This is a genomic window from Methylobacterium sp. CCH7-A2, from assembly GCF_001557075.1.
Taxonomy (GTDB): domain Bacteria; phylum Pseudomonadota; class Alphaproteobacteria; order Rhizobiales; family Beijerinckiaceae; genus Allobosea; species Allobosea massiliensis.
In genome coordinates this window covers 16,816-42,855 of sequence record NZ_LSKN01000028.1, presented here as the reverse complement: position 1 = coordinate 42,855, position 26,040 = coordinate 16,816, and the positions used below count along the sequence as shown (strand labels likewise).

At 69.3% G+C, this 26,040-nt stretch carries 20 protein-coding genes; 11 read left to right on the top strand and 9 right to left on the bottom strand.

The features are described 5' to 3' along the window. The first annotated feature begins 106 nt into the window (after nt 1-106). The 5 genes from AX750_RS02695 to AX750_RS02675 all read left to right on the top strand — a co-directional run bounded on the left by AX750_RS02695 (nt 107) and on the right by AX750_RS02675 (nt 6,505). A complete protein-coding gene (locus tag AX750_RS02695) occupies nt 107-1,609 on the top strand; it encodes a caspase family protein (protein ID WP_066716866.1) in 1,503 nt (500 codons plus the stop codon). A gap of 34 nt (nt 1,610-1,643) precedes the next feature. Further along, the gene (locus AX750_RS02690) at nt 1,644-2,834 is read left to right on the top strand and encodes an OmpA family protein (protein ID WP_082735216.1); all 1,191 of its coding nucleotides are present in this window, start codon (nt 1,644-1,646) and stop codon (nt 2,832-2,834) included. A 109-nt stretch (nt 2,835-2,943) separates the two neighbouring features. Continuing rightward, nucleotides 2,944-4,494 (top strand): class I SAM-dependent methyltransferase, encoded by a 1,551-nt coding sequence (locus AX750_RS02685; protein WP_067253486.1) that lies wholly within the window; start codon nt 2,944-2,946, stop codon nt 4,492-4,494. 93 nt (nt 4,495-4,587) lie between these two features. Then, complete coding sequence (locus AX750_RS25310; RefSeq protein WP_066716872.1) at nt 4,588-6,177, top strand: transglycosylase SLT domain-containing protein; 1,590 nt, start codon at nt 4,588-4,590, stop codon at nt 6,175-6,177. Between the two features lie 46 nt (nt 6,178-6,223). Further along, complete coding sequence (locus AX750_RS02675) at nt 6,224-6,505, top strand: hypothetical protein (RefSeq protein ID WP_066716877.1); 282 nt, start codon at nt 6,224-6,226, stop codon at nt 6,503-6,505. Between the two features lie 18 nt (nt 6,506-6,523). Here the strand turns inward: AX750_RS02675 and AX750_RS26375 are convergent, their stop codons facing one another. From AX750_RS26375 to tssK, 6 genes are read right to left on the bottom strand one after another with little or no spacing between them, the layout of a single operon-like run. Beyond that, a complete protein-coding gene (locus AX750_RS26375) occupies nt 6,524-8,521 on the bottom strand; it encodes a serine/threonine-protein kinase (RefSeq protein ID WP_066716880.1) in 1,998 nt (665 codons plus the stop codon). After that, nucleotides 8,518-9,330 (bottom strand): PP2C family serine/threonine-protein phosphatase, encoded by an 813-nt coding sequence (locus AX750_RS02665; RefSeq protein WP_066716883.1) that lies wholly within the window; start codon nt 9,328-9,330, stop codon nt 8,518-8,520. The genes AX750_RS26375 and AX750_RS02665 overlap by 4 nt, the downstream gene beginning before the upstream one ends. Next, nucleotides 9,327-10,034 (bottom strand): type VI secretion system-associated protein TagF, encoded by a 708-nt coding sequence (gene tagF / locus AX750_RS02660; protein WP_066716886.1) that lies wholly within the window; start codon nt 10,032-10,034, stop codon nt 9,327-9,329. Before tagF ends, AX750_RS02665 begins: the two co-directional genes overlap by 4 nt. Nucleotides 10,035-10,038: 4 nt before the next feature. Continuing rightward, entirely contained in the window at nt 10,039-13,653 is a 3,615-nt protein-coding gene (gene tssM, locus AX750_RS02655; RefSeq protein ID WP_066716889.1) for a type VI secretion system membrane subunit TssM, read from the bottom strand. 13 nt (nt 13,654-13,666) lie between these two features. After that, nucleotides 13,667-15,088, bottom strand: a complete 1,422-nt coding sequence (gene tssL, locus AX750_RS02650; protein WP_066716892.1) for a type VI secretion system protein TssL, long form — start codon at nt 15,086-15,088, stop codon at nt 13,667-13,669. Beyond that, nucleotides 15,085-16,422 (bottom strand): type VI secretion system baseplate subunit TssK, encoded by a 1,338-nt coding sequence (tssK, locus tag AX750_RS02645; RefSeq protein ID WP_066716895.1) that lies wholly within the window; start codon nt 16,420-16,422, stop codon nt 15,085-15,087. The genes tssL and tssK overlap by 4 nt, the downstream gene beginning before the upstream one ends. 192 nt (nt 16,423-16,614) lie before the next feature. Here tssK and AX750_RS02640 point away from each other — a divergent pair, with 192 nt between their 5' ends. Together AX750_RS02640 and AX750_RS02635 are read left to right on the top strand one after the other, a co-directional pair. Further along, entirely contained in the window at nt 16,615-17,115 is a 501-nt protein-coding gene (locus tag AX750_RS02640; protein WP_066716898.1) for a PAAR domain-containing protein, read from the top strand. A gap of 74 nt (nt 17,116-17,189) precedes the next feature. Then, on the top strand, nt 17,190-17,549 hold the full coding sequence (locus AX750_RS02635) for a RidA family protein (RefSeq protein ID WP_066716900.1): 360 nt from the start codon (nt 17,190-17,192) through the stop codon (nt 17,547-17,549). Nucleotides 17,550-17,745: 196 nt separating this feature from the next. On the opposite strand, the gene tagH is transcribed toward AX750_RS02635, so the two are convergent. Genes tagH through tssI form a run of 3 tightly spaced genes read right to left on the bottom strand, consistent with a single transcriptional unit; the run spans nt 17,746 to nt 21,568 of the window. Then, nucleotides 17,746-19,110: a type VI secretion system-associated FHA domain protein TagH gene (gene tagH / locus AX750_RS25305; protein ID WP_082737586.1), complete on the bottom strand. Its 1,365-nt coding sequence runs from the start codon at nt 19,108-19,110 to the stop codon at nt 17,746-17,748. Between the two features lie 46 nt (nt 19,111-19,156). Then, nucleotides 19,157-19,708: a hypothetical protein gene (locus tag AX750_RS02625; RefSeq protein WP_066716902.1), complete on the bottom strand. Its 552-nt coding sequence runs from the start codon at nt 19,706-19,708 to the stop codon at nt 19,157-19,159. A gap of 6 nt (nt 19,709-19,714) precedes the next feature. After that, nucleotides 19,715-21,568, bottom strand: a complete 1,854-nt coding sequence (gene tssI, locus AX750_RS02620; protein ID WP_082735384.1) for a type VI secretion system tip protein TssI/VgrG — start codon at nt 21,566-21,568, stop codon at nt 19,715-19,717. Between the two features lie 116 nt (nt 21,569-21,684). Here tssI and AX750_RS02615 point away from each other — a divergent pair, with 116 nt between their 5' ends. From AX750_RS02615 to tssC, 4 genes are all read left to right on the top strand, one after another. Next, nucleotides 21,685-22,239, top strand: coding sequence for an OmpA family protein (locus AX750_RS02615; RefSeq protein WP_066716907.1), 555 nt, complete (start codon nt 21,685-21,687; stop codon nt 22,237-22,239). Between the two features lie 85 nt (nt 22,240-22,324). Beyond that, nucleotides 22,325-23,755 carry a type VI secretion system ImpA family N-terminal domain-containing protein gene (locus AX750_RS02610; RefSeq protein WP_066716909.1) on the top strand — a complete coding sequence of 477 codons (1,431 nt, stop codon included), beginning with the start codon at nt 22,325-22,327 and terminating at the stop codon, nt 23,753-23,755. Between the two features lie 122 nt (nt 23,756-23,877). Beyond that, nucleotides 23,878-24,411, top strand: a complete 534-nt coding sequence (gene tssB / locus AX750_RS02605) for a type VI secretion system contractile sheath small subunit (RefSeq protein ID WP_066716913.1) — start codon at nt 23,878-23,880, stop codon at nt 24,409-24,411. A gap of 11 nt (nt 24,412-24,422) precedes the next feature. Then, a complete protein-coding gene (tssC, locus tag AX750_RS02600; RefSeq protein WP_066716916.1) occupies nt 24,423-25,925 on the top strand; it encodes a type VI secretion system contractile sheath large subunit in 1,503 nt (500 codons plus the stop codon). Nucleotides 25,926-26,040: the final 115 nt, after the last annotated feature.

Genomic DNA, 26,040 nt, shown 5'->3' with positions numbered 1-26,040 from the left:
TAGCCGTTTGATCAACGGTTTGGGGCCGGTTGCGGACAGGGCTGCGGGCCTGAGCCGTCTGGATTTTCAGCGGCATCTCCGTTACCTTGTCGCCGGGAAGGGCCGCATGAACCTGATCGCCAGACTGCCTCTGTTTATGAGCTTCGCCCTGTTGCTGCTGGCGCTGCCGGCTGCGGCGGCGACGGAACGCCGCGTCGCGCTGGTCATCGGCAATTCCAGCTATGCCAACGCGCCGGTTCTCTCGAACACCGTCAACGATGCGCGCGACATGGCGGCGGCGCTGCGCCGCATCGGCTTCGAGGTCGTCGATGGCATCGATCTCGACAAGCGCGGCATGGACCAGGCGGTGACGCGGTTCGCGCGGCTGGCGCAGGATGCCGACGCCGCAATGTTCTACTATGCGGGCCACGGCCTGCAGTTCAACGGCGAGAACTTCCTGGTGCCGGTCGAGGCGCGGGTGGAGGACGAGATCGGCGTCCAGTACGAAACGACGCGGCTGAACGACGTGCTGACGGCGCTGAACTTCTCCAAGGGCGTCAAGATCATGGTGCTCGACGCCTGCCGCAACAATCCCTTCGTGACCCAGCTCGCCCGGCGGCAGGGCACGCGCAGCTTCGCCGTCGGCACGGGTCTGGCGCCGGTCGCGCGGGCGCAGGGCATGGTGATCGCCTACGCCACCCAGGCCAACGACGTCGCGGCCGACGGCACCGGGCGCAACAGCCCCTTCACGGCGGCGCTGGTGCGCGAGATCGAGCAGCCGGGGCTCGAGGTGGCGACGCTGTTCCGCCGCGTGCAGAAGAGCGTCTACGACGCCACCAATGGCCGTCAGACGCCGGAACTGTCGCTCTCGCTGCTCGGCGACTTCTACCTCAACCGCTCCGAGACCGACAGCGACGTGTGGGGGCGAATCCGCACGAGCGAGGACCCGGCCGTCTATCACGACTTCATCCAGCGCTATCCGACGAGCTTTTTCACCATCGATGCGCGCACGCGGCTCGACCTGATCGAGCGTCGCGCCGGAGAGGCTAAGGAGCGCGAATCGCTGGCGCGCGAATTCGCCGAGCGCGAGCGTGCCCTGCTGGAGCGTGTCGAACGGGCCGAGCGCGTCCGCCAGCAGGCGGCGACGGATCTCGCCCGGCGCCAGACGGAGAGTGGCCCGGACCTCGCCTCGGCGCCCGGAACCCGCCCCGCGACGCCGGTCGCCGGCACGATCCGGCCGAGCCCGGTCCCCGCGCCGCAGGAGCGCGCCGAGCGGCAGCGCCTCTCGGAGGAGGTGACGCGGCGCGAACGCGAACTGGCCTCGCTCGAAACCGAGAAGCGGCGGCTCGCCGACGAGCGGCGGGTGCTGGAGCAGGCGATGGCGGCGCGCATGGGCACGCTGACGATGTCGGCGCCGGCCGAGCCGGTCGTCTCGACATTCGGGGCGGCGCCCGCGCAGCCCGCTCCGGCCGAACGTGCGGTTGCGGCACCCGGAACCGGCGCGCGGGCCCAACCCGCACGGACGCAAGCGACGCGCCCCAGCGCGGCGACCTGCAGCGAGATCCTGTTGCGGGCGCAGCTCGGCGAGTTGACCCCGCAGGCCAAGGAGCAGTTGCAGCTGTGCCGCTGATCCAGCGATCCCGGCCATCGGCGGGGGTGACATCATGACGAGTGATCGACGCGCTGCGCCGGCCGGATGGCTGCGCTCGCTCCTGGCGGCGGTCTGCCTCGCGGGCGGTACCGGTCTCGCCGCGGCCCAGACGCCGCCGCCGGCGCCGGTCCCGTTCCCCGAGGCGCTGCAGCGCGCCGCGACGGATCTCTTCTCCAAGGCGGTGATCCAGGGCGAGCGGATCGAGCTGGTGATCGATCCGCTGATCGACGCCGCTTCCGGCGCGCAATCCGCCGCGACGCGGGCCATGCAGCAGCGGCTGACGGAGATCGTCCAGGCGTCCTATCCGCGCTTCGTCGTCCAGCCTTTCACCACGGAGGTTCTGGCGCGCGATCCGGTCGTGCTGGTCGGGACGTTCACCGCCATCAGCCAGGCCGGCAACGAGGCCCCGCCGGATGTGTTCCGGATCTGTCTGAGCCTTGCCGATCTGAAGTCGCGCACCGTCGTCTCCAAGGGCGTGGCGCGGGCGATGCCCGACAATGTCGACGTGACGCCGACGCCCTATTTCCGTGACACGCCGGTCTGGGCGAAGGACCAGGCGACGGATGCCTATGTGAAGACCTGCCAGGCGACGCAGGTCGGGGGGCGGCTCGATCCGGCCTATGTCGACCGGCTCGGCGCCAACGCGCTCATCCAGGACGGGATCACCGAATACGAGGCGCAGCGCTTCCGCGAGGCGCTGGCCTTCTACCGGACGGCGCGCAAGCTCCCCGGCGGCGACCAGCACCGCGTTCGCGTCGGCACCTATCTCGCCAACAGCAAGCTGGGCCGGCGCGACGACGCGGTCGAGGCCTTCGGAGACCTGGTCGATTACGGGCTCGGCACCGAGCAGCTGTCCGTCCGGCTGCTGTTCCGGCCCGGATCGACCCAGTTCATCGACGATCCGAAGACGATCGAGCCTTATCCGATGTGGCTGAGCCAGATCGCCACGCGGGTGCGGCAGAAGAACGCCTGTCTCGAGATCGTCGGTCACACCTCCCGCACAGGCACGCCGCATCTCAACGAGCGGCTCTCGGTCGCCCGGGCGCAGTTCATCATGGACCTGCTGCTGACGGGGATGCCCGACAAGCGCGACCGGATGATCGCGACCGGGCGCGGCTATCGCGACAATCTCGTCGGGACCGGCCGGGACGACGCCAGCGACGCGCTCGACCGGCGCGTCGAGTTCAAGGTCATCGGCTGCTGAGACCGCGTTCGCGCCGCTCTGCGATGCCTCCTTCGAATGGAGGAAGCGCCGTCGGCGTGTCGCTGCTCCGATGCGGGGCGAGGGCGGTCTTCGGAGGCGGATGGCGAGCATGAACGACGCGGCGATCAACCCCTATGACGCCGTCGCCTATCCCGGCCACGCCTTCGCGCAGACGCATCCGGCGCGGCTGGCGACGATCGCGCATTTCCATGGGCTGGAGGCGGCGTCGCCGCAGCGCATGCGCGTGCTGGAACTCGGCTGCGGTCGCGGCGGCAATCTGCTGCCGATGGCGGCGCAGTATCCGCAGAGCGACTTCGTCGGGCTGGACCTCAGCGGCAGCGCGATCGCGAAGGCGACCATCGCTCAGCAGGAACTGGGGCTGCGCAACATCGCTTTCCACCACCGCGATATCCTCGCTGTCGGCGACGAGCTCGGCACCTTCGACTACATCCTCGTCCATGGCGTCTATTCCTGGGTGCCGGACATCGTGCGCGAGGCGATCCTGGCCATCTTCGGACGGCTGCTGACGCCGCACGGCATCGCCTATGTGAGCTACAATGCCCTGCCGGGCTGCCGGCTTCGCGATCTGGCGCGCGACGTCATGCTCTACGCCACGCGCGACGTGCACGAGCCGGAGGAGCGCGTGCGGGTGGCGCGGGCCGCGCTCGCGGCCTTCGCCGAGGCGAGCGACGCCGAGACCTTCCATGGCGCGTCGTTGCGGCAGCGGCTGCGGCAGCTCGCGGACACGCCCGACAACGTGCTCTATCACGACGATCTCAATCCCGGCGCGCGCGCCTTCGCGCTGCATGAGGTGCTCGACGCGGCGCAGCGCCAGGGGCTGCAGTTCCTGGCGGAGGCGTCCTTCCCGAACCAGTTCGGTGCCGCAAAGGGGCCGGCCCAGGCGATGATCGCAAGCATCTCGGTCGATGAGGCGGTGCGGCGCGAGCAGACGCTCGACCTGCTGATCGGCCGGGCCTTTCGCGAAACGCTGCTGTGTCGGCAGGAGGTCGCGCTGAAGCGTGGCATCGGGCGCGGTGCATTGCAGCCCTACCACCTCGCCGCCAACACACGCCTCGCCGAACCGGGCGAGGACGCCCGGCCGGGCGTCGACCAGTTCATGTTCGACGAGGGCGTGCGACTCTCGGTCGATCTGCCGCTGGGCAAGGCGGCCCTGCGCCGGCTCGGCGAGGCCTGGCCGGCCAGCATCGCCTTCGACGAGCTGGTCGCGCTGGCCGTCGCGGATGTCGGCGGCGCGGCCGGTCCGGAACAGGCGCAGCAGATCGGAAAACTCGAGGATGCACTGCTCGCGATCTTCCGGGCCGGGCTTCTCGATGTCCGGCTGGAGCCTCCGCCGCTGACGACCGCCATCTCCGAGCGGCCGCTGGCCAGCCCGGTGGCGCGCTGGCAGGCGACGACGGCACGCGAGGTCACCGATCTGCGCCATCGCATGGTCGCACTCGACGGCGTCATCGTGCGTAAGTTCGTCTGTCTGCTCGACGGCACGCGCGCCGAGGCGCGTCTGCTGGCGGACCTCAACGCCTTCCTCGACGAGGCGCACGGGTCCGGCGCCGAGGTCGGCGACCTGCCGCGGCGGGCGACGGCGGAGGAGATTTCCGTTCATCTGAGGGATGTCGCCCGGCTGGGCCTGCTGCAGGCGTGACGGGCGCGGTGCCATTGTCGGCAAAGCGGGGCGGCTCTACTCTGCCGCAGCGGCAAGGGCGAACGATCCGGGAGGCCGGCCGGGTGAGGGCCGATGGGTGAGCGCTTCAGGCAGTTCCAGGCGGCCTATCCGGAGGAGGCCTGCCTCGAGGCGCTGATGCGCGCCCGCCATGGCGCCGGCGCGATGACCTGTCCGGCCTGCGGGCGGCCCAGCCGCTTCGCGCCGCGTCCGAAGCTGCGCGCCTTCGCCTGCGAGCATTGCCATTACATGGTCCAGCCTGGGGCCGGCACGGTGCTGGACAACCGCCGCACCCCGCTGCAGCTCTGGTTCTTCGCGCTGCGGCTGATGACGGAGGAGGGCGCCAAGGGCGCCGTCGGCGTGCTCGAACGCGAGGCCGGCGTGCCGGCCCTGACCGCGAAACGGCTGGTGGGCGATCTTTCCGCCCTGGCCGGGAAGGCGCCGGATTGGCTCGAGCCGCTGCGCCGCCGCGTGGCCGGAGAGGCGGCGCCGCCGGCGGAGATGGCGGGCGCGGCCGGTGCGATCCCCACGCCCGCCGCTGCGGCGCCGCCGGCACCGCGTCCGCGCCGTAGCCCGATGCCGCTGATCGCGCTCGCGGCCGGCATCGCCTGCCTCGCGGCGGCCGTCCTCGCCATCGCGCTGGCGAAGCTGCGCCAGGCGGAGGCGCCGCCCGATCCGGAGATGGTGGCGATCCTGAGCGCACCGCCGCTGCAGACGGCGGCCCGGCCCTCGCTCGTCATCTCCTCGGTCGAGAGCGATCTGGAGGCGGCGCGCGAGGCGACCGAATTCGCGCTGAGGGCCGATCCCAGCCTCGCGGAGATCCGCGAGCAGGCGGCGGCGCCGGAGATCCCGGTCGTGCCGCTGGCGCTGCCGCCGGCCAATATCCTGCTGGTGCCGCCGACGCTGCCGGGCAGGCCTCCGGGCGGGACGCCCTCGCGCATTCCGCAGGCGCCGATCACGAGCGGCGGCGACCCCGAGCAGTTGCTGACCTTCGGGCCGATCCGGATCCGGCGGCATCTGGTCGAGACGATCGTGCGCGCCGGCAAGGTGGTGGGGGCCGATCCGACTCTGCTGATGGCGGTGGCGGACAAGGAATCCTCCTTCTCGACCTCGGTCCAGGCGAAGACATCCTCGGCGACCGGACTCTACCAGTTCATCGAGCAGACCTGGCTCGGCGTCGTCAGCGAGTTCGGTGCGAAGCATGGGCTGGCGGCGGAGGCGAAGCTGATCGGCCGCAATGGCCGCCAGTTCTTCGTCGCGGATGCGGCCGAGCGCCAGCGCATCCTCGATCTCAGGCGCGAGCCCTATCTCTCGGCGCTGCTGGCGGGCGAGATGCTGAAGCGCGACACGTTGCGGCTGGAGAAGGCGATGGGGCGCCATCTCACCGGCGGCGAGATCTATCTGATCCACTTCCTCGGGCCGGATGCCGCCCAGACCTTCATCGAGACGATGGAGGAGAAGCCCGACGTCAAGGCGGCGGATCTGCTGCCGCGGCCGGCCCAGGCCAACCGCCCGATCTTCTATGCCGATGCCGGCGGCGAGACCAAGACGCTGTCGGTCTCGGAGGTGCACCGCAAGTTCAACGAGATGATCAAGGTCAGGCTCGACCGCTACAAGGCCGTGCGGCCGGGCGCCCCTGCGGCGGCGGAGCGGGCGAAGAAGTAGACGGACGGGACGCCCGTCCCGCCCGAACCGGATTGGGAGACAGGACATGGCGACGAACCGTTTCGAGCAGGTCGACGAGCCGCAGGACGACGCGATCACGCTCAGCCTGAGCGCGGGCGATGGCGAGACGCGCGGGCGGATCTCCTGTCCGGCGGATCTGGCGGGCGGCCATCTCGTCAACGACTTCGTCAGCGACCCGATGCCGCCTGTGGAGGCCTTCCGCGCCGCCGTCCGGCTCGCCAACGAGATCCGCGCGCCGATCGTCGTCGAGGATCCGCAGGGCCTCTGGCAGGACGAGTGGGGCGTGCTCTACCGCGAGGCGGACTGAGCGGACGGAGCCGCGCGCTCAGTCGATCCGGAAATAGCGCACGCCGAGACCGAGTGGTTCGCCCTGGCGCGCCACGTCCTGCTTCAGGCTGGCGAAGAAATCCGTCGAGGGCGTCGGGTTGGGGCCCGAGAGCGCCGGCAGCGGCGCGGCGCTGACGAAGGTCAGCACCGTCTGGGGCCGCGGGCCGCCCCCGGCCGATTCGAGCTTCAGGTTGAAGGTGGCGCGGCGTCCGTCGCGGCGCAGATAGCTGCCGAGATTGTAGACGAGGCCGTCGTCCCCGATCAGCACCACGGCGACGTTGCGGCCGCCGTCATTGTCGATGGTGCCGCTCAGCACATCGCCGCTCTTCATGTTGAAGGCGTTGATCTGGAGTCGCGGGGTCCGGTCGATGTTGTCGCCCAGCGCACGCAGGAAATCCGCCATCGGGCATTGCGCCGCCGTGATCGGCCGCAGATGGATCTGCGCCTCGAAGCCCTGCGCCGCCTTGAAGGCGTTGTCGAAGGCGACGAAGGGCGCGGTCTCGTTGCCGAAGCCCTCCAGCACGGCGCGGGTGGCGGTCAGCTCCGTCGGCCAGAGGAAGACGCAAGGCCCGCCTTGATAGGTCGCGATGTAGTTCTGGATGCGCTCCAGCGGCGCGCGCGGCGCGGCCGTCACGGCCGGAGGCCGCACAGGCTCCGGCGTCGGCTGCGGCAGCCTCGGATCGGGCGGGCTCACCGGAGGCGGTGTCGGCGTCTGGATCGCCACCTGGGGATTGGGCTGCGGCGTTGGCGGCTGCGCGGGCGCCTGAGGGGGCCGCTGGGCCGCGGCGCCGCTCGCTGGCTCGTTCAGGGCCGGTGGCGGATTCGCAGGCGTGGCCAGGGCAGGTGAGGGCGCCGACGGCGTGGCTACGGCCGGAGACGGAACGGCCGGCGGTTCGACCAGCTCGGGCACTTTCGGCTGGTTTGCCGGCGGCGTGGCAGGTGGCGCGGGAGGCTGGGCGGATGCCGCGGCCTCGCTGCGGTTCTCGGTCAGCGCCGGTGGCGGGGCGCCGCCCGGCTTCGGCTTGTCGTTCAGCAGCGTCCAGCCATAGAAGCCGCCGCCCGCGAGCAGGGCGAGGGCGGCGATGCCAGCCACGAGCCGGGTAGAGGAACCGCCGCCGCCGCCCGCCGCCTTGGCGGGGGTGGTCTGGGCCTGCCAGGCCGCGACCTCGGACATGTCGGCGAAGCGGTCGGCCGGATCGGGCGCCAGCATCCGCGCGAGAAGCGGGCGGATGCGGGCATCGATGGCCGAAAGGTCCGGGAGCCTGCGGCGCTTGTCGAGGATCTGGACCTGGCTGCCGCCCATATCGAGCGGCTTGCCGGCGAGCGCCTCGGCCAGGACGAGCGCGAAGCTGTACATGTCGGAGCGGCCGGTGACGTCGCCGCCGAAGAGCCCGAGCTGCTCCGGCGAGACGTAGTTGTATTTCCCGGCGAAGCCCGAGCCGATGACCGTGCCTTCGCCGAGAAGGCTGGAGCGCGCGATGCCGAAATCGATGATCTTGGCGCGGGCGATGCTGCCGCCGGGCAGGATGATGTTGTCCGGCGAGACGTCGCGATGGACGATGCCGAGCAGATGGGCGGCATGGAGGCCGGGCGCGATGCGCCGGCGCAGGAGGTCGACCTCGTCGACACTCAGCGGCGCTTCCTTGATGCGCTCCGACAGCGGCTGGCCGTCGACGAACTCCATCGCCAGATAGGGCGACTGCGTGCCCGGATCGATGGTGAAGACGTAATAGCGGACGATGGCCTCGTTATAGAGGTTGTGCAGGGCAGCCGCCTCGCGCCGGAAAAGGGCGAGCGCCGCCTCGTCACGCGCCAGTTCGGGGCGGATCATCTTGATCGCCACCGCATCGCCGGTCTGGATCGCGCGGCCCTTGTAGACCTCGCCCATGCCGCCGACCGCGATCAGCCGCTCGACCTCGTAGATGCCGTTCAGCGTGGTCCCGACGGAGACGGCGCCGGCCCGGGGAGCGAAGACGGTGCGCTCGGAGTCGCTCATGGCGTGTCGGTTTCCTGCATCCGCATATTGGGCATCCACCGCGTCGTCCGGTTCTCCCTGCGGGTATAGCGCATGACGATCACCGTGACATTGTCGCGCGCGCCGCGCTGGAGCGTGAGCTGCAGCAGCGCATTGCAGGCCTGCTGGGCGCCCCTCTCCTCGACCGTCGCCAGGATTTCGTCCTCCGCGACATGCTCGGTCAGCCCGTCCGAGCAGAGCAAGAAGACGTCGCCATCCTCGATCTCGCCGCTGTCGAGGTCGAGCTCCGGCTGCTCGTGGACGCCGATCGCGCGGGTGATGACGTGGCGCCGCGGCGAGACCTTCGCTTCGGCCGGAGTCAGCACGCCCCGCTCGACCAGGTCCTGAACCTCGGTGTGATCGCGCGACAATTGCAGGATCTGGCCGGCGCGGACGAGATAGATCCGGCTGTCGCCGCACCAGACGCAGGCGAAATGGCGGTCATGGACCAGCAGAACCGCCAGCGTCGAGCCCATGGGCGCGCCATTGCCCTCGGCGATGCGCCGGCGAATCTCCGCATTGGCCTGCAGGACAGCGGCCTCCAGCCGCGCCAGCAGATCCGGCGCCGATCCGGTCGGGCCGATGTTCTCGATCGCGGCGGCGACGGTGGCGCTGGCGAGCGCGCCGTTCTCGTGGCCGCCCATGCCGTCGGCGACGGCCCAGATGCCGAATTCCGGCCGCACGACGAGATTGTCCTCGTTGGCGCTGCGGACCCGCCCGACATGGCTGACCGCGCCGGTCTCGAAGGGAAGCGCCGTGCGGCCGAGATCGTTCTGTCCGAGATCGCTCATGACGCGGCCCGCCCCGGTTCGAGGAACGTGTCGAAACGGCCCGTCAGCAGGCCGGCGAAGAGATGGGGGTCGGGCAAGCCGTGCCCGACCAGCGCGAGCGGTTCGAAATTCTCGCCGCCGACGGTCCAGAAGCAGGTCGCATGGGCATAGGCGCGGGCGTGATCCTCGACGCGCAGCGCGGCCAGCCGGGCCGGGAAACCGGCGCTGTCCAGAGCGGTGACGATGGTGCCGTCCGGGAGGCGCAGCATCTCCTCGGGCGGCGGCGCGAGCAGCGCGTCGTTGGGGACGGCCAGCCGCGCCAGGCGCTCCGAGACCGCCTCGAAGCTCGCCCCCGGATCGAGCGCCTCGAGCAGGAAATCCTCGATTCCCGCATACCAGGCGTCCTGCGGATCGAGCTCGGGATGCGGGATCGCGCCGCCGGGCTCAGCCAGCGCGAAGACGGTCAGCGGGAAATAGCGGCCGACGCCGTCGACGGAGGGCATGAAGGCCCCCGCGACGGCCTGTCCGCAGAGACCCTGGCCGAGCCAGAAACGCCAGATCGGGGCGTTGAGAAAGGCCTCCTGCCAGCCGCCGGCGAGGGAGAGGCGGCTCGCGGTCAGTCCGCCCTGGAGCCAACTCTCATAGACCTTCAGGAAGGTGGCCGGCGCATTGACCGCGATGAAGTCGCGCTTGGCCGGCAGCTTCCCGAACAGGCCACAGCTCATCGCCTCAGATCCCCGACGGGCAGCGGATCTCCCGCAGAGCAGGCAGGATCAGCGGATTCTTGAGCGAGCCGACGCCGAACTGGTAGCCGACCTGGCGCCCGCCCGCCGCCAACGTCAGCCCGACATTGTCGCCCTGGCGCAGCACCGAGCCGGTGTCGAGCAGGCGGAAGAAGGACCAGACGCCGTCGCGCTCGAACAGCTTGACCTCGCCGGAGGGCGCGCTCGGCCCCGAGGAGAAGAAGCCGCCGCCGAAGACGCCGCCGCCGCTCGCCCCGCCCAGCGTCAGCGTGATCGCGGTGCGGCCGACACCGGCGCCCGGCCACATGACGGGAGCGGGCGTGTTGACGCCCTGCTGGCTGGTCACGGTGAAGCCGTTGATCTCGAGCTTCGCATTGGCGGCGTCGGCGGAGAGGGCGGTCGGCACCACGATCATCTGGAACGAGGGCAGGTTGCCGCCGGTCGGGAAGAAGGCTTCCCGGATCTCGCTGGCGCGCTGGAACTCGCGCAAGGTCGTCGCCGAGAGCGAGCGGGCGACGCGGCTGTCGGCGCGCCAGCTCCATTGCGCCTTGGAGCTGTCGACATAGGGTTCGAGCCGCTCCTTGTAGAACTTGTCCATGATGCCGCCGGGCGCGAAGAGGCGGGCGAAATCGGCCAGCGGCACGTCGCGCGTGCTGCCTTTCACGAAGGGGTAGCGGTTGGTCAGGATCTCCGTGCAGACGCGGCTGACCTGATCGGCCAGCGCCTGGCGCAGCAGGGCGACGGTCGCGCCGGTGGCATCGCCCTCGAAGTCGTTGACGGCCGAGACGACCATCGCGCCGAAGGGCGCCGGATAGCGCGAGGAATTGGCGCGCAGCGTCGCGATCAGCGGCACCAGCGCGGCATTGGCCGCCGCCGCCTGGGCCGGGTTCGTCGCGGCGATGGCGAGGTTCTGGTTGATCTCGGACAGGACCTGCAGGAGCTGGTCGACCGGCCGCCGGCCGAGATCGCCCTCGACCAGGACATGGAACGGCTTGAACTGCGCCTCGATATCGGCGCCGAGCGCCTCGTTCCCGCCGGCTCCCAGCACGCGCTCGACGCCCGGTGCGCTGAGCGGGAGGTTGGTGCCGAGCCGGCTCAGGGCGTCGCTGGCCCGCTTCTCCAGCGCTGCGGTCGCGGCCTGGGCGGCCGCCTTCTTCGCCGAGGCGCGCTCCTTGGTCAGCTGCGTCTCGTCGCGGACGGATTCGAGGATCTGCTTGAAGGGCGAGGTCGGCGCCGCCATCGCACTGAGCGCGACATATTGCGGCTTGTCGGCGTTGAGCGGGCGCAGCTTCAGCCGGGCGAGCGTGCGCTGCCAGGAGGCGACGAAATCGCGGCTGTAGAGCTTGAGCAGGTCCTGGAAGAGGGTGGCGTATTGCGAGACGATCGCCTGCTGGTCGACATTCTCGCCCAGCACCCAGCGCTCCTTCTCGATGCGGTCGCCGATGTCGCCGAGGCGGTCGACGAAGGCGTGCTGGAAGCCGTCATAGGTGTAGAAATAGGGCACGCGGATCGCGTCGAGATCCTCGCCGCCGACGCCCTCGAAGGCCAGCCGCACATCCGATCCGCCGCGCCGTGCGGCGACCCAGTCCTTCTGGCTCTGGGAGCGGGCCTGCGTCCGTAGCAGTTCGTAGGCGCGTTCCGCGATGCTGAGGCGACGCAGCGTGCGCTGGCTGTTCTCGATCAGCGACTGGTTGAGCTTGACCAGCGGCTCGGCCTCGCCGTCGTCGAGATCGAGCATCGCGACCAGATGCTCCTCCAGCGCCTCGCGGCCCTTGGCGTTGGCGGCGCCGGGGAAGAGGTTTTCGGCCCAGTCGAGCCGCATCCAGGCGATGACGAGGTCGCGGTCCAGCTTCGCCTGGCCGCCGACCATCATGTAGACCTTGAGCGCCTCGTAGACGAAGCCGGGATTGGCCTGGTTGGCCTCGAGCTGCTCCTCCAGCCGGAAGATGATGCGCGAGCGCAGCATCCGCTCCAGCGCCTGCTGATAGGTCAGCTCGGCCGCATTCTGCAGCCGGTCGCGCTGGCTCAGGCCGAAGGTGGCGGCCACCGGCGTGGGCTCCTCGCGGGTCGCATAGCCCGTCGGCAGGTGGCGCAGCTTGTGCAGCAGCGGCAGGACGCGGCTGAAATTGCGCTCGGAGATCGTCGTCTCCTGCAGCACCGGCGCGGCGCTGGCGCGATAGTCGGACAGGCCGTAATTGGTGGCGGTGATGAGGTCGCTGTTGCGCGAAAAGCTCGTCCACCAGAGGCCGAGCGCGGCGAGCGACACCAGCGCGACCGTGGCGAAACCGGCCGCGCGGAGCAGGGTCGCGCGGCGGGCCGCGCCGAGATCGGTCGAGACCCAGCCGGCCTCGCCGATGATGACCTTCTGGATCAGGTCGGTCAGGAAATAGCTCTTGCCGCGGCCGGAATAGGCGCCGGCGCTGGCGTGGCTGCTGCCGAAATTGCGCGAGAGCGCGCCGATCAGCTGGTCGATCGGCGTGCCCTCCTGCGTGCCGGAGGTGAAATAGAAGCCGCGCAGCGTGGCATTGGCGTGATAGCGCGTCGGCTCGAAGACGCGGCCGAGGAAGTCGGTGATCGAACGCTTCAGCGTCGCCATCTGGCTCGGGAAGCCGAAGATCTGGGCGCGGGCGGTCGGGTTGGCCTCGTCCTGCAGCCTGTCGGGGAGGCGCTCGTTCAGCCGCGCGACCAGCGCGTCGTATTCGGGCGCGACGTCGCCGATCATGTTGCGGGTCTTGTCGGCGGTCTGGAAGGTGTGGCCCCAGACCATGCGGCGCTGCGGCTCCGAGAGCGCGCCGAAGAACTCGTTGAAGCCCGCGATCAGGTCGGCCTTGGTGAAGATCGCATAGACCGGGAAATCGACCTTCAGCCGCTCGTTCAGTTCGAGCAGGCGGTTGCGGATCGCATCGGCATGAGCGGCGATCTCCTCGGGCGAGGCCGTCAGCAGATCCTCGACGCTGATCGCGACCAGCACGCCGTTGATCGGCTGGCGCGGCCGGTTGGTCTTGAGCAGGTCGAGGAAGGCAAGCCAGCTCGCCTTCTCGGCCCTGCTGTCGGTGTCCTGCGTGGTGTAGCGGCCGGCGGTGTCGATCAGCACCGCATCCTCGGCGAACCACCAGTCGCAATAGCGCGTGCCGCCGACACCGGCGATGGCGGCCGGCGCCGCGCCGCCCCGGGCGAGCGGGAACTTCAGCCCGGAATTGACCAGGGCCGTCGTCTTGCCGGCGCCGGGCGGGCCGATGATGACGTACCAGGGCAGGTCGTAGAGATAGTCGCCGCCCTCCTTGCCGCGGGCGCGGCGCAGCGTCGCGAGCGCGTCGCGCATCGCGGCGGAGAGGGCAGCGCCGTCGCCGGTCGCCTCCTGCTGCTGTTCCAGCGCCTCGGTCAGGGCGGCGGTGGCGCGCCGTCGGCGGATGACGATGAGCGCGATCCAGGCGAGTGCGCCGAGCGCGAGCAGCGCGACGATCGGCAGCCGGACCCAGACGGAGTCGAAGGGCCTGATCTCGCCGATCGCGACGAAGGGCGCGCCGAACCAGACGAGCAGGCCGAGCGCCAGCGTCCCGACGATGATGGCGGCGATCCGGAGCCAGGTGGCGAGGTTCATGCTTCGCCCTCCCTCAGCTCTGCCGCTGGATCACGATCTCGACGCGCCGGTTCTTGGCACGCCCTTCGCGGCTGGCATTGTCGGCGATCGGCGCGTCGGCACCCTTGCCCTCGACGCTGATGCGGTCCGGCTTGCTCAGCTTGGTCTGCAGCAGGTCGCCGACCGCCTTGGCGCGGGCCTGGGAGAGCTGCAGGTTGGAGGCGAAGCGGGCCGTGCGGATCGGAACGTTGTCGGTGTGGCCGACGACCTTGACCGCGCCGCCCTCAGTTTCCAGCACGCTCGCGATGCGCTCGATCAGGGGCTTGAACTCGGCGCGCACGGCGGCCTGGCCGGGCTCGAACAGGGTGATGTCCACGAGGCGGACGATGATGACGTTCGGCGTGACCTGGCAGACGATCGGCGGCTGCACGGCGCCGCAGACCTTGGGTGGCACCGGGGGCGGCGGCAGCGGCGGCGGGGGAGCCGAGAACACCTTGCGGACGAGGCCGAGTTCGCCCTTCGGGTGGACCGTGAGCAATGCCGAGGCGGCCGCCTCGGCATTGCCGCCGAGCAGGGCGCGGAAGACGAGATAGAGCCCGAGCACGGCGACGCCGGCGAGCGCCGCGACCGACCAGACCGGAACTCTGAAGCGCGCCACCTGCGAGGCGACGGCCTGGCCGCGCCAGCGCGGCGACAGCTCGGGGTCGGGCTGCTTCACCCGGCGCAGCGTCTCGAAGAGGTTGCGCTGGATCATCTGGAGATTGGCGGCGCCGCCGGCGGAGGTGCGGTGGATGCCCTGGAAGCCCAGCGCCAGGCAGGCATGCATCAGTTCGAGCAGGTCGTAATTGACCGACGGGTCGGCCTTGGCGCGGTCGAGTTCCTCGAAGAAGCGCACGCCGCCGACACGCTCGCCGAAGAATTTCGAGAGCATGCTGTACTGCGTCCAGACATGCCGGTCCTCGCCGGGGATGTTCTGGACGATGTCGTCGGCCGCCGCGCAGAGGACGTATTTCGCGACGCGCGTCTGATCGGCCGAGGCGCCCGCGGCGCGGACCTCATGCTCGAAGGCCTCGATCGTCTCGGTGACCTGGCCGAGCAGCTGCGTCAGCGGGGCGCTGCTGAGCTGCGAGCGCAGCCGGCCGAGCAGGAGCAGGAGGGGGCCCGCGGCCCGCAGCAGCGGGTTGGCGTTGGGCGTCAGGAGCTGGTCCCGGCCGGGCAGGGGGCCGCCCACGGGGCCGGGGGGCGGTGCCGGCCGCGGCGGAGCCGGGGTGGCCGAGATCCAGTCATCGCTGCCGCCGGGCACGCCGGGCGAGGCGGCGGCAGGGGGGGCATAGGGCGCGGGCGCGGCCTGCGCCGGGCGTGAGGGCAACGGAGCGCGGCGTCCGGCCGGGTTCGGCCTGATGATGGTCCGGTCGGAACGGCCGAACGGATCGGACGGCGAACCGGGATCGCTCATCGCCGGCCCTCGAGCACGGCCCAGAGCTCCAGTTCGAGGTCGGGCCAGTCACCGGAGAAATGCATTCCGATCGAACTCGCGGTCGAGAATTCCGGCCAGAGCGGCGAGGTCCGGTCGAGATAGAAATAGACGTGGTCGGTCAGCGCACGGATCTGCGGCGGCGGGGTCGGCAGATGGACGAGGCTGATGCCCGGCAGATGGGCATGGACGATCTCGTTCATCTTGGTGTTGGGGCCGACCTTGAAGAGCTGCGGGAACTGCGCCTGGATCTCGGTCAGCGGGCGGCGTGCCGCGACCTCCAGAACCAGCGTCGCGTTGCGCACGAGGCTGCGGTCGCGGATCGTCGACATGAAGGCGTTGGGGGCGCGCTCGGTGATCTCGAGACGGATCGCCCGGCGGCCGAGATTGGCGGACAGGAAGTCCTGGATGTCGCGCACCAGCGGCGTGAAGCAGGCCTCCAGATCGTCATGGTCATAGGCCGGGTAGTCGCGGGCACGGCGCTCGGCGGTGGTGAAGGTGGCAAGCTCGCCGGCCAGACCCAGGAAGGTCTCGAACAGCCGCTCGGGGTGGACGTAGCGAGACTGGCGCAGATGGCGCAGCTGCGGGATCTGCCGGTTCAGCAGCTGCAGCATGAAGTAATCGGCGCTCTGCAGGCCGCCGCCCGCCGTCGGATCGGCGGCGTAGCGGGCGAGTTCTTCGAGCTTGTTGTCGATCCAGCCGATCACCCGGTCGAGCCAGCCCTCGATCACCGGATAGGCCGAGCAGACGAGGACGGGCGGGGCGAATTTCTCGTCGAAGAGGACGGCGCGGTCGCGCACCTCGAGAATGCGGCCCAGCGCCAGCCCGACATAGCCGGCCTTCGCCGTCTTGCGCAGCTCCAGCGTCAGGCGCGGATGGGCGACGTCGATCTCCTCCTCGATCCGCAACGGGGCGGTCGAATCGATCAGCATCTCGGTCGACGGGACATAGCGGCTGGCGCTGCCGGTCGGCGCGTCCTCGACCTCGCGCGTGTTGGGCGAGGCCAGGGGCAGCGACAGCCAGACGATCTGGCCTGCGGCGTTCTCCGGCACCTCGATGGCGGCGGGCAGGGGGCTATTGTCCGGCAGCGCGAAAGGCGTGCCGTCAGGCATCACGCCGACGGCGCGGCGCAGCCCGATCCGGCTCTGCTGGGCGAGGTCGCGGTCGATCTCCAGCACCGAGAAGCCCCATGGGTAAGGGGTGACGTGCCGAACGCGGTTTTCCAGCAGGTTCTCAAGATACCGGTCGTTCTGCTGGAAGTGATGAGGCCTTAGAAACAGCCCTTCCGACCAGACGACCTTGCTGTACCACGACATCCGGCTCTCGCTCACTCAAAGGCATGCCGAAGACCTTATACAGGTCGCCAACAAGCGTCACCAAGCGAATGCTAGGGCCTCGGGAACGGCCTGCCGTCATTGACTTGAAGGATGCGCGGTTGCGCGTTTGAGGCCAGTCCAGCAGAGTCGTATCCAGAGCCGGCCGGGACCGCCCGGCGAGGAGGACCCCCGATGCCGACCGGCCCCGCCGCCCGCATTCTCGATCTCGTGCTGCATCCGCTGCCGGGCGTGCTCCAGCCCGGTCCGGGAAGCCCCAATGTGCTGATCGGCGGGCTGCCGGCCTGGCGCGGCGTCTCGGCCGTGGCGGCGGCCGCGATCCAGTCAGCCCGGCAGGTGTCCGATGCGACGATCGCCACCGCCGAGGCCGCGACGCTGGCGGCCGCCGGCACGCCGGGCGCGCCGGCCGCCAAGGCCGCGGAGGAGACGACGAAGGCAGCCGCCGCCGCCAGCATGGGCGCGATGATCACGGGCGCGGCCGGCGGTGCCGACATCCACAATTGTCTGACGCTTCTCCCGGCTCCGCCACACGGGCCCGGCGTCGTCGTCGACGGCTCTCAGACGGTGCTGATCAACAATCTCTCAGCCTGCCGCGTCGGCGACACCATCATCGAGGCGGTGGGGCCGCCCAACAAGATCACGATGGGGCTGAGCACGGTCATCATCGGCGGCTGACGGGCTGCCGCGCCTCGGCTAGGAGGGGCCATGCGCGCCGAGCCGCGCCCCGACTCCAGTCCAGGACAACCATCATGACCATCGAACGCATCGGAGTGACGCAGCGCTGGTGCGATGCCGCGATCTTTAACGGCATCGTCTTCCTCGCCGGCCATGTCGCCGAAAAGACCGAAGGCCGCCCGCTGGGCGAGCAGACAGCCGAAGTCCTGGCGCTGCTGGAGGAGACGCTGGAGGCCGCCGGCAGCGACAAGAGCCGCATCCTCAGCGTCCAGATCTTCCTGACCGACATCTCCAGGATCGCCGAGATGAATGCCGTCTGGGACGCCTGGGTGCCGGCCGGCACGGCACCGGCGCGCGCGACCGTCGAGGCCAAGCTCGCCTCGCCCGGCCACGACATCGAGATCACGGCGGTGGCGGCGAAAAAGGGCGTATAGATCGGCGCCGATTCCCGGCGGAAACGCGCGGTCATTCCGGGGCAGGCCTAAGGCCTGAGCCCGGAACCCAGAACCGACAGACGTTCCGTCAGGGCGCTGCCAGTTCGTCTTCCCTTCCTTCGCCACATCGGTTCTGGGTTCCGGGCTCTTCGCTTCGCGAAGCCCCGGAATGACGAAGAACCGGCCGGCGAAGCCTTCACTTCCCGCCGCGGTCGTAGCACTCGGCGAAGTAGAGCATGAAGGCGTCGACGAGGCCGTCCTCGTAGGGGGCGGTCTTGGCGTCCCAGCGGGCGACATAGGCGTCCCACATCTTGGCCTTGCGCGAGCCGAGCAGCGAATCGAGGCCGCGATCCTGCGCCGTGCTTTCGGCGATCGCCTGCGGATCGAGATCCTCGACCAACATGCGCAGCGCTTGCTGCATGGCCGAGTAGGTCTTGATCTGGTGGGCCTTGAGGTCCCGGAAGCTCTCGTCGAAGGCCTTCTGCGCGCTGAGATAGCCGCTCTTGGGGCGGCCGAAGATCAGCTGCAGCGCATCGTCCACGGTCGGCGAGAATTTCAGCGGGTTATTGTCCTGCGCCTGGATCATCGTCTGGTTGGCGCTGCGGGCGATGCGCTTGCTCTCGGCGCGGGCGGCGAGCAGCTGCTTGAGCTCCACGGCGACGAGCCGCATCAGCCCGCCGAGCTGCTCGGCGAAGGCGCCGGGGTCCTGCCAGGCGAGGTCGTTCGTCGACAGGCCCGCGCCCTTGGCGAAGCGCTGGACGAACTCCGCCGCGCTGATCTGGGGCATGCCGGCGGGCATCGCCGCGGCTGCCGGCGGCACGAAGGGCTGGCCCGGTGCCGCGGGCGGCTCGAGCGGCGGCAGCGGCGCGACCGGCGTCGCGGGCTGTGCCGGGGCGTCGCTCCAGGGATCGCCTGGCGGCAGATCGGCGGTCAGGGGCCGGCGTGGTGTCGGGATCGCGACCGGCGGCGGCTCGGGAGCGCTCGGCGGCGCCTGATAGGGCGCCCAGGCGAAGTCGTCGCTCGCGGATGGCGGAGGCGCTGCGGCAGGCGGCGGAGGCGCCGGAGCGGGCGCCGGGATGTCGGCGGCCCAGTCGATAAAGCCGTCATGCACGGGGCGGTGCCGGCTCGGCGGCAGCAGGTCGCGGCGCGGGATCGGCGGCGCCGCCTCGGCCGCCTCTGACCAGAGCGAGCCGGCGTCGGGCGCCGCGTCGACCCGCGGCAGCGAGGGCTCGGCCTGTACCGGTTCGTCGATGGCGACCGCGATGACGTAATGCCCGATCTCCAGCCGGTCGCCATGCTGCAGGCGGTAGGGCGACTGGACGCGCTGGCTGCCTCCGTTGACATAGGTGCCGTTGGTCGAGATGTCGCGCAGCCAATAGGCGCCGTCGCGGAAGCGCACTTCGCAATGGCGGCCGGAGATCGCCCGTGTCGGGTCCGGCAGGCACCAGTCGAGATGCTGGTCGCGCCCGATGTCGAGGCCCCGTCCGCCACTCAGGGAGACGGTCAGGGGCCCGCCATCGGGCAGGGCGGTCTCGTTCTCGATCGTCAGCGTCAGAGGCATGGCGGGGAATCCGGGCGCGGCCAGCACTCAGGCAGGTCTCTGGCCGTCAAGAGGTTTTGCCGTCGTCATCGGCCAATCGAATGCATGCTTCGACGCAATTGCGCAATGCGGTCTGGTGCTCGCGCCCGGTCAGCCGGCCAAGCGCGGTCAGAACGGCGATGCGGGCCATCTTGGCGGTGAGATCGGGCGGGCAGGGCACGGCATGGCCCTCGACCATGCTGCCGCCCGAATAGCCGGCGGCGAAGGCGGCCCAGGTGCCGGGGCGGGCGGGATCGCCGGCATCGGCGACGGCGAGCGCGGCTCGCCTGGTCTCGTCGCGCGGATCACGGACCCAGCTTTCGGCGGCGACGAGGCCCTCATCGGCTCCAGCCGCGCCCGGCTGCATCGCACGCAGCGTCTGCGCCGCCCACCAGACCGCCTCGCGGCGCGGCAAAAGATAGGCGGCGAAGCCGATCGCCTCTGTCGGGGCGGGACCCTGTGCCAGCCGCCGCAGGAAGGCGAGCGGGTGGTCGGCCGCCGGCTTGGTCGCGATGACCTTGCCGGCGGAGGGGAAGGTGTCGAAGACCTCCCGGGCGGTGCTGAAGCGCAGGCGCGTCATCGGCCCTCAATTGATCTTCACGAGGGCGCCGTTGACGACCACCATGGCGTCGCTCAGCACCTCGGTCTTGGCGACGCTCTTGATCGTGATCGTGGGCGAGGAGATCTCGATGCTCGTTGGCAGCATCTTGATCGTGCTCTGGCCGACTTTGAGGTTGATCTCGGTCATCGCCTCCACATCGAGCTTCCCCTTCTCGACATGGAGCTTGTCGTCGCCGTTCTTTAGGGTGGTCTCGCGCGCATAGCCGCCCTCGCGGTAGTCGGGCGCGATCTCGCGGGTCTCGGTGTTCTTGATCAGGGCCTTGAAGTCTTTCTCCGCCTGGATGCTGAAGACCTCCTGGCCCTTGCGGTCCTCGAACTTGATCTCGTTGTAGCAGTCGGAAAAGCCGGCCCCGTCGGTCGATTCCGATTTGAGGCCGGACTGCGTTTTGTTGTCGGGCAGGCCGTAGGGCGGCTTGTGCTGGTCATTGACGACGGTGCCGGTGACGAGCGGCAGGTCGGGATTGCCTTCCAGAAATTCGACGACGACCTCCTGGCCAATGCGGGGGATGACCTGCCCGCCCCAGCTCTTGCCCGACCACATCTGCGCGACACGCGTCCGGCAGGAGGTCGAACGCTCCTCGCGGTCCCAGTGGAAGCGCAACAGGATGCGGCCGAACTCGTCGACGTCGATATCGCCCTCCTCGCCGCGGTTGCGCTCGCCCACGACCTTTGCGGTGTGCGGGCCGAACACGGTCGGGCGCGGCGTGACCAGCGGCGCGCGGAAGCGCCGGTCGCTCTTCTGGAGTTCATAGGCCCCGCTATAGGGCGCATCACCCGCCCCGCCGGACCGGTAGGACTGGCCGACGAAGCTGTGGCGGCAGCGGATGACGAGATATTCGATGTTCTCCGAAGCCGTCTCATGGGCCGACAGCGTCATCAGCGCGCCGGGATGCAGGCTCGGCGCGTCGCCGGCGGCGTGGCGCCGGTCGTCCTGCGCCTGTTCCGCCTGGGCGCGAACTCGGGCGAAGTGCTCGCCCTCGTCGCGCTTGATGTAGCTGCGCGGGTAGTCATAGGCCTCGTAGGCCTTCGCCTTGTCGAAGCCGGCCTCGGCCTGGGCCGTCAAGTCGGAGCCGGATTGCTGGAAATCGTAGTCCCTCAGCACGACCTTGCCGGTGCGCAGCCGCCGCATCGTCGACCAGTGCGACAGGTTCTCGATGTGGCGCGGCATCCGGCTCGACGGTGGCATCAGCGGATAGGCGGTGCCGGCTCCGGCGAAGGTCGGCTCGGCCGCAGCCTGGACCGGATCGTGCGAGGAGCGGGAATCGGACAGCACCAGCTTGTGGTCGCCGTCGCTGTGCTTGAAATAATAGTAGATGCCGTACTGCTCCATCAGCCGCAGCACGAAGTCGAGATCGCTCTCGCGATACTGCACGCAATAGGGAATGGGCTCGAGCCGGTCGCTGGTGCGATCCTCGAAGCTCGCGCTCTCCTCCTTGGCGAAGATCGCCTTGATGATGTCGATCGCGGTCTGCTCCTTGAAGATCCGGCAGTCGGAGCGCTGGGACAGCAGCCAGAGCCAGGGCCGCAGCGTGAAGCGGTAGTGGTGCAGGTCCTCGTCCTTACCGGTCCATTGGGCGTCGACCAGTGTGCCGTTGAAGACCCGCGGGCTGCCGTTCTTGAGCGTCATCGTGACGGAGCACTTTTGGCTCATGATGCTCTGCAGGTCGGCATTTTCAGTCGTGCTGCTGGCGTCGATCTGAAAAGTAAAGATTTTGCTCAAGCCTTCCGAGGCTTCGAACTGCGTCAAGGCGAAAACGTCTTGACCCAAAGGTGTCGTGAACGAAGCAGTTCTTTGCAACTGTCGCAGATCGGCGGTCATCAACGAAACCTCGCGGTTCTAGATGCTATTTTGTTATTGACGTAGCGGACGGCGCGAGTCATGGTGTGCGCCTTCAATCCTTTACCGCCCGCGAGAAGCTAAACGGGAGGGGGACCATGCGCAAGCAACCCGCGATTACAGCCATCGCCGTCCTTTCCGCCGGTCTTTACGTGGCGCAGATGTCTGTCGCGCAGGCGCAGACCTACAAGGCGGACGACATCGTCAAGCATTTCAGCCCGGCGACGCCGCCGGCTTTCGGGGCCACGCGCGGGCTGTGCATCGGCACGGAAGCGGACTGCAGCAAGGCCGGGCATGCGGTGAAGCCCGCGGCGGTCGCGGCCTTCGACCTGGTGGTGCGCTTCAAGTACAATTCCGACGTGCTGGAGCCCGATGCGCGCGCCAATCTGGACGAGTTCGCCAAGGCCCTGAAGACGCCGCAGCTCGGCACCAGCCGCTTCGTCGTCGAGGGCCACACCGATGCGGTGGGGTCGCCCTCCTACAATCTCGATCTCTCCGCCCGGCGGGCCCAGGCGGTGGTGCGCTACCTGCAGGAGCGCGGCGTCGACACCGCCAAGCTCGAGGCCCGCGGCTATGGCGAGACCAAGCCGGTGGTGGCCGACCGTTTCGCCGGCGAGAACCGCCGGGTCGAGACGCGCCTGAAGAGCGACTGACGGGGCCGATTTCGACGAGGCCGGCCGGCCGTCTCCGCTGAGACCGCCGTCGGCCATGCCTGTGCATGGATGACCGGTGAGGGCGATGGCGTCTTTGAATTTTGCCGCGTATGCGAGCCCGGTCTCCGACGCCGATCCCTGTGGGCCCGATCTCGAGGACGACCCGGACTTCATGAACGTCACGGCGCGGCTCGAGGTCGCGCTGCCGGCGCAGTATTTCAGACGCGACGACGAGGGCCGGCAGGTCGCGTTCGACCGTAGCGGGATCGAGTTTCCGGCCGCCTTCTCCGATCTCGGCAAGCTGCTCGAGCGCTCGCGCGACCTCAGGGTGCTGGTGCTGGCCGGCAAGCTCGCCATCCTCAACCGGGACGTGCCGGGTTTTTCCGCCTGCCTAACGACCATCGCCACCCTCCTCGCGGAACAGTGGGAGGCGGTGCATCCGCGGGCGCAGGATGGCGACCAGATCATGCGCGAGGTGGCGCTGCAGAGCCTGGACGAGCTGCCGACCGTCGTGCTGCCGCTGCAGCATGCGCCGCTCTTCGTGAGCCGGCGCATCGGTCCCTTCGCCTTCCGCAGCCAGCTCGTCGCGACGGGCGAGACGAAGCTCGTCGAGGGGGAGCAGCATCCCGATGCCGGGACCATCCAGGCGGCGCTGGCGGATATCGACATCGACGAGCTGTCCGCGAGCCTCGCCCGCATCCGCGTGATCGCGGAGGCGCTCGCCGGCATCCGCGCGATCTGGCTGGAGAAGGTGGGGGCTGATCATTCGCTCAGCTTTCCGCGCCTCTCGGCGCTCGTCGATCAGATCGTCGCCTTTCTCGATGCGGCGCTGGCGCGGCGCGTGCCCGGCCACCCGGCGATGCCGGGGCCTCAGGCCGCACCGGGCGAGAGCGCTCCGGCAGGCGGTTCCACTGTCGCGCCCGGCAGTTGCGACAACATCCTTCAAGTGAAGGATACGCTGGCGGCCTGCCTCGGTTACTTTCGCCGCATGGAGCCTTCCAGCCCGGCGGTCCTGCTGATCGGGCAGGCTCAGCAGCTGATCGGCAAGTCGTTGGTCGAGGTCATCCAGATCATGTTCCCCGAGCATTTCGGCCAGGCGGTTCTGGAGATCGGCGACCGGCCGCGCTTCCGCCTGCCGCTGGAGCGACTGACCGCGCCGGAGGAACAGGAGCCGGAGGATGGCTACGACGACGGCGGCTACGCGTCGTCCGAGGAGGAGACCGGCGATGAGGCGGCTGAGGAGGCTGGCGAGCCGCAGGCGGAGAGCGACTCCGGCGGGTCCGACGGCGACGCGCCCGAGGTCGACGAGGCGGCGCGGCCCGCGCTGCAGGTCGCGACGCGGGCCGAGGCGGTGGCGGGGATGAGGGCGGTCGCCGCCTTCTACCGCCGGGTCGAGCCTTCGCATCCGACGCCGCTGCTGATGGACAAGGCCTGCGCGCTGGCGCAGCGGGATTTCATGGCGCTGCTGGGCGACATCCTGCCCGACGTCGCCCTGATGCCGGAGGCCGACAGCTAGGCGATTTTCCGGTATTCGGCTTGAACCGACTTCGGGTCCGGCGCGACTATATCGGTAGAAGGCAAGAACGGTTACGGTGTCACGTTACGTCGGCGTGACGCATTCGCAGAGGGGCTGCTACCATGGCCGGAGATTCAGGTCAGAAGTTCATTCGCCGCAACAGGCCGCCGCGGGTCCACATCACCTATGAGGATCCCTACAACGCCGAGCAGAAGATCGAGCTTCCCTTCGTGATGGGGGTGATGGCCGATCTTTCGGGCAACACCCCCGGCGTCGAGAAGGCCGAGATCTCGCAGCGCAAGTTCCTCGACTTCGACATGGACAATTTCGACCAGCGCATGGGGGCGATCCAGCCCGGCGTGTCCTTCGCGGTTCCCAACAAGCTGGGCGACGGCGGAGACAAGCTCTCGGTTTCGCTGAAGTTCTCGAAGTTCGACGATTTCAACCCGGCCGCCATCGCCCGCCAGATCCCGGCGATGGCCAAGCTGCTCGAGGCGCGTGAGCAGCTCGCCAATCTGGTGCGCTTCATGGACGGCAAGATGGCCGCCAGCGACCAGATCAAGGCGCTGCTGGCCGATCCCCAGCTGATGGCGGCGCTGAAGGACAGGCTCGGCGACAAGCCCGCCGAAGCCGTCCCGGCCGAAGAGACGAAGTGAGCGAGGCGGCAATGGCAGCGGAAGCACAATCCCAGCAGCCCGGCGCGGTCACCGAGACCCGCGACGTCGACGAATTCGCCTCGGTCCTGAAGCAGAGCTTCAAACCCAAGACCGAGCGCGCCGCGACCGAGGTCGAGGCCGGCATCGCCACTCTGGTCAACCAGGCGCTGGCCGACTCGACGCTGATCAAGAACGACGTGCTCGACACGATCGAGGAGATGATCGCGCGGCTCGACGCCAAGCTGACCGAGCAGATGAACGAGGTGCTGCACGCGCCGGAGTTCCAGAAGATCGAGAGCGCCTGGCGCGGGCTGAACTACCTGGTCTTCAACTCGGAGACCGATGCACAGCTCAAGATCAAGGTGATGAACGTCTCGAAGAACGAGCTGTATCGGAACCTGAAGACCTATCCCGGCGCGCGCTGGGACCAGAGCCCGCTGTTCAAGCAGGTCTATGAGCAGGAGTTCGGCCAGCTCGGCGGCCAGCCCTTCGGCTGCCTGATCGGCGACTATCACTTCAGCCATGTCCCGACGGACGTGCAGCTCCTGCGCGATCTCTCGAAGGTGGCGGCGGCGGCCCATGCGCCCTTCTTCGCCGGCGCGGATCCGACCCTGATGGGGATGGACTCCTGGACCGAGCTGTCGAACCCGCGCGATCTCGGCAAGGTCTTCGACACGCCGGACTATGCGGCCTGGAAGGGCCTGCGCGACGCGGCCGACTCCCGCTATGTCGGCCTGTGCCTGCCGCGGGTGCTGTCGCGGGTTCCCTACGGCGCCAAGTCGGAGCCGGTCGAGGAGTTCGCCTTCGAGGAGGACACCGACGGTCACAAGGGCGAGAAATACGCCTGGATGAACGCGGCCTACGCGATGGCCGTGAACATCAACCGCGCCTACAAGGAATATGGCTGGTGCACGCGCATCCGCGGGGTGCAGTCGGGCGGCGAGGTGCTGAACCTGCCGACCCACACCTTCCCGACCGATGATGGCGGCGTCGACCTGAAATGCCCGACCGAGATCGCGATCAGCGACCGGCGCGAGGCGGAGCTGGCCAAGTCCGGCCTGATCCCGCTGATCCACCGGAAGAACACCGACAAGGCGGCCTTCATCGGTGCGCAGTCGCTGTACAAGCCCAAGAGCTTCTCGGGGCCGGACGGGGTCGCGGCGACGGCATCCGACAACCTGTCGGCGCGGTTGCCCTACATGTTCGCTGTGTCGCGCTTCGCGCACTACCTGAAGTGCATGGTTCGCGACAAGGTCGGTTCCTACAAGGAAAAGGAACCGCTGCGGCGCTGGCTGCAGGAGTGGATCACCGACTATGTCGACGGCGATCCGACCAATTCCAGCGAAGAGACGAAGGCGCGGCGCCCGCTCTCCGATGCGCGCATCGACGTCTTCGAGGACGAGGAGAACCCCGGCTACTACTCGGCCAAGTTCTATCTCCGGCCGCATTTTCAGCTCGAGGGCATGGATATCGGCCTGAGCCTGGTCTCACGACTGCCAGCTCCCAAGACGTGACAACCCAGACGTGACCGTCGCCTGACCAGCAGGTGACACCCGTTCCGAAGCTTCCAGGCGCCCGTGTCCTCCGTGACCGGGCGCACAGGAGAACTGCGTCCAGTATCCGGGTTCC

Excerpts from the sequence above, each read along its gene's own strand:
- AX750_RS02635 (WP_066716900.1), top strand. The coding sequence starts at position 17,190 with ATGACCATCGAACGCATCGGAGTGACGCAGCGCTGGTGCGATGCCGCG.
- tssB (WP_066716913.1), top strand. The coding sequence starts at position 23,878 with ATGGCCGGAGATTCAGGTCAGAAGTTCATTCGCCGCAACAGGCCGCCG.
- tssC (WP_066716916.1), top strand. The coding sequence starts at position 24,423 with ATGGCAGCGGAAGCACAATCCCAGCAGCCCGGCGCGGTCACCGAGACC.
- AX750_RS02615 (WP_066716907.1), top strand. The coding sequence starts at position 21,685 with ATGCGCAAGCAACCCGCGATTACAGCCATCGCCGTCCTTTCCGCCGGT.
- tagH (WP_082737586.1), bottom strand. The coding sequence starts at position 19,110 with ATGCCTCTGACGCTGACGATCGAGAACGAGACCGCCCTGCCCGATGGC.
- AX750_RS02665 (WP_066716883.1), bottom strand. The coding sequence starts at position 9,330 with ATGAGCGATCTCGGACAGAACGATCTCGGCCGCACGGCGCTTCCCTTC.
- AX750_RS02695 (WP_066716866.1), top strand. The coding sequence starts at position 107 with ATGAACCTGATCGCCAGACTGCCTCTGTTTATGAGCTTCGCCCTGTTG.
- AX750_RS02625 (WP_066716902.1), bottom strand. The coding sequence starts at position 19,708 with ATGACGCGCCTGCGCTTCAGCACCGCCCGGGAGGTCTTCGACACCTTC.
- tssM (WP_066716889.1), bottom strand. The coding sequence starts at position 13,653 with ATGAACCTCGCCACCTGGCTCCGGATCGCCGCCATCATCGTCGGGACG.
- tssI (WP_082735384.1), bottom strand. The coding sequence starts at position 21,568 with ATGACCGCCGATCTGCGACAGTTGCAAAGAACTGCTTCGTTCACGACA.
- tagF (WP_066716886.1), bottom strand. The coding sequence starts at position 10,034 with ATGAGCTGTGGCCTGTTCGGGAAGCTGCCGGCCAAGCGCGACTTCATC.
- AX750_RS26375 (WP_066716880.1), bottom strand. The coding sequence starts at position 8,521 with ATGAGCGACTCCGAGCGCACCGTCTTCGCTCCCCGGGCCGGCGCCGTC.
- tssK (WP_066716895.1), bottom strand. The coding sequence starts at position 16,422 with ATGTCGTGGTACAGCAAGGTCGTCTGGTCGGAAGGGCTGTTTCTAAGG.
- AX750_RS02640 (WP_066716898.1), top strand. The coding sequence starts at position 16,615 with ATGCCGACCGGCCCCGCCGCCCGCATTCTCGATCTCGTGCTGCATCCG.
- AX750_RS02610 (WP_066716909.1), top strand. The coding sequence starts at position 22,325 with ATGGCGTCTTTGAATTTTGCCGCGTATGCGAGCCCGGTCTCCGACGCC.
- AX750_RS02690 (WP_082735216.1), top strand. The coding sequence starts at position 1,644 with ATGACGAGTGATCGACGCGCTGCGCCGGCCGGATGGCTGCGCTCGCTC.
- AX750_RS02675 (WP_066716877.1), top strand. The coding sequence starts at position 6,224 with ATGGCGACGAACCGTTTCGAGCAGGTCGACGAGCCGCAGGACGACGCG.
- AX750_RS02685 (WP_067253486.1), top strand. The coding sequence starts at position 2,944 with ATGAACGACGCGGCGATCAACCCCTATGACGCCGTCGCCTATCCCGGC.
- AX750_RS25310 (WP_066716872.1), top strand. The coding sequence starts at position 4,588 with ATGGGTGAGCGCTTCAGGCAGTTCCAGGCGGCCTATCCGGAGGAGGCC.
- tssL (WP_066716892.1), bottom strand. The coding sequence starts at position 15,088 with ATGAGCGATCCCGGTTCGCCGTCCGATCCGTTCGGCCGTTCCGACCGG.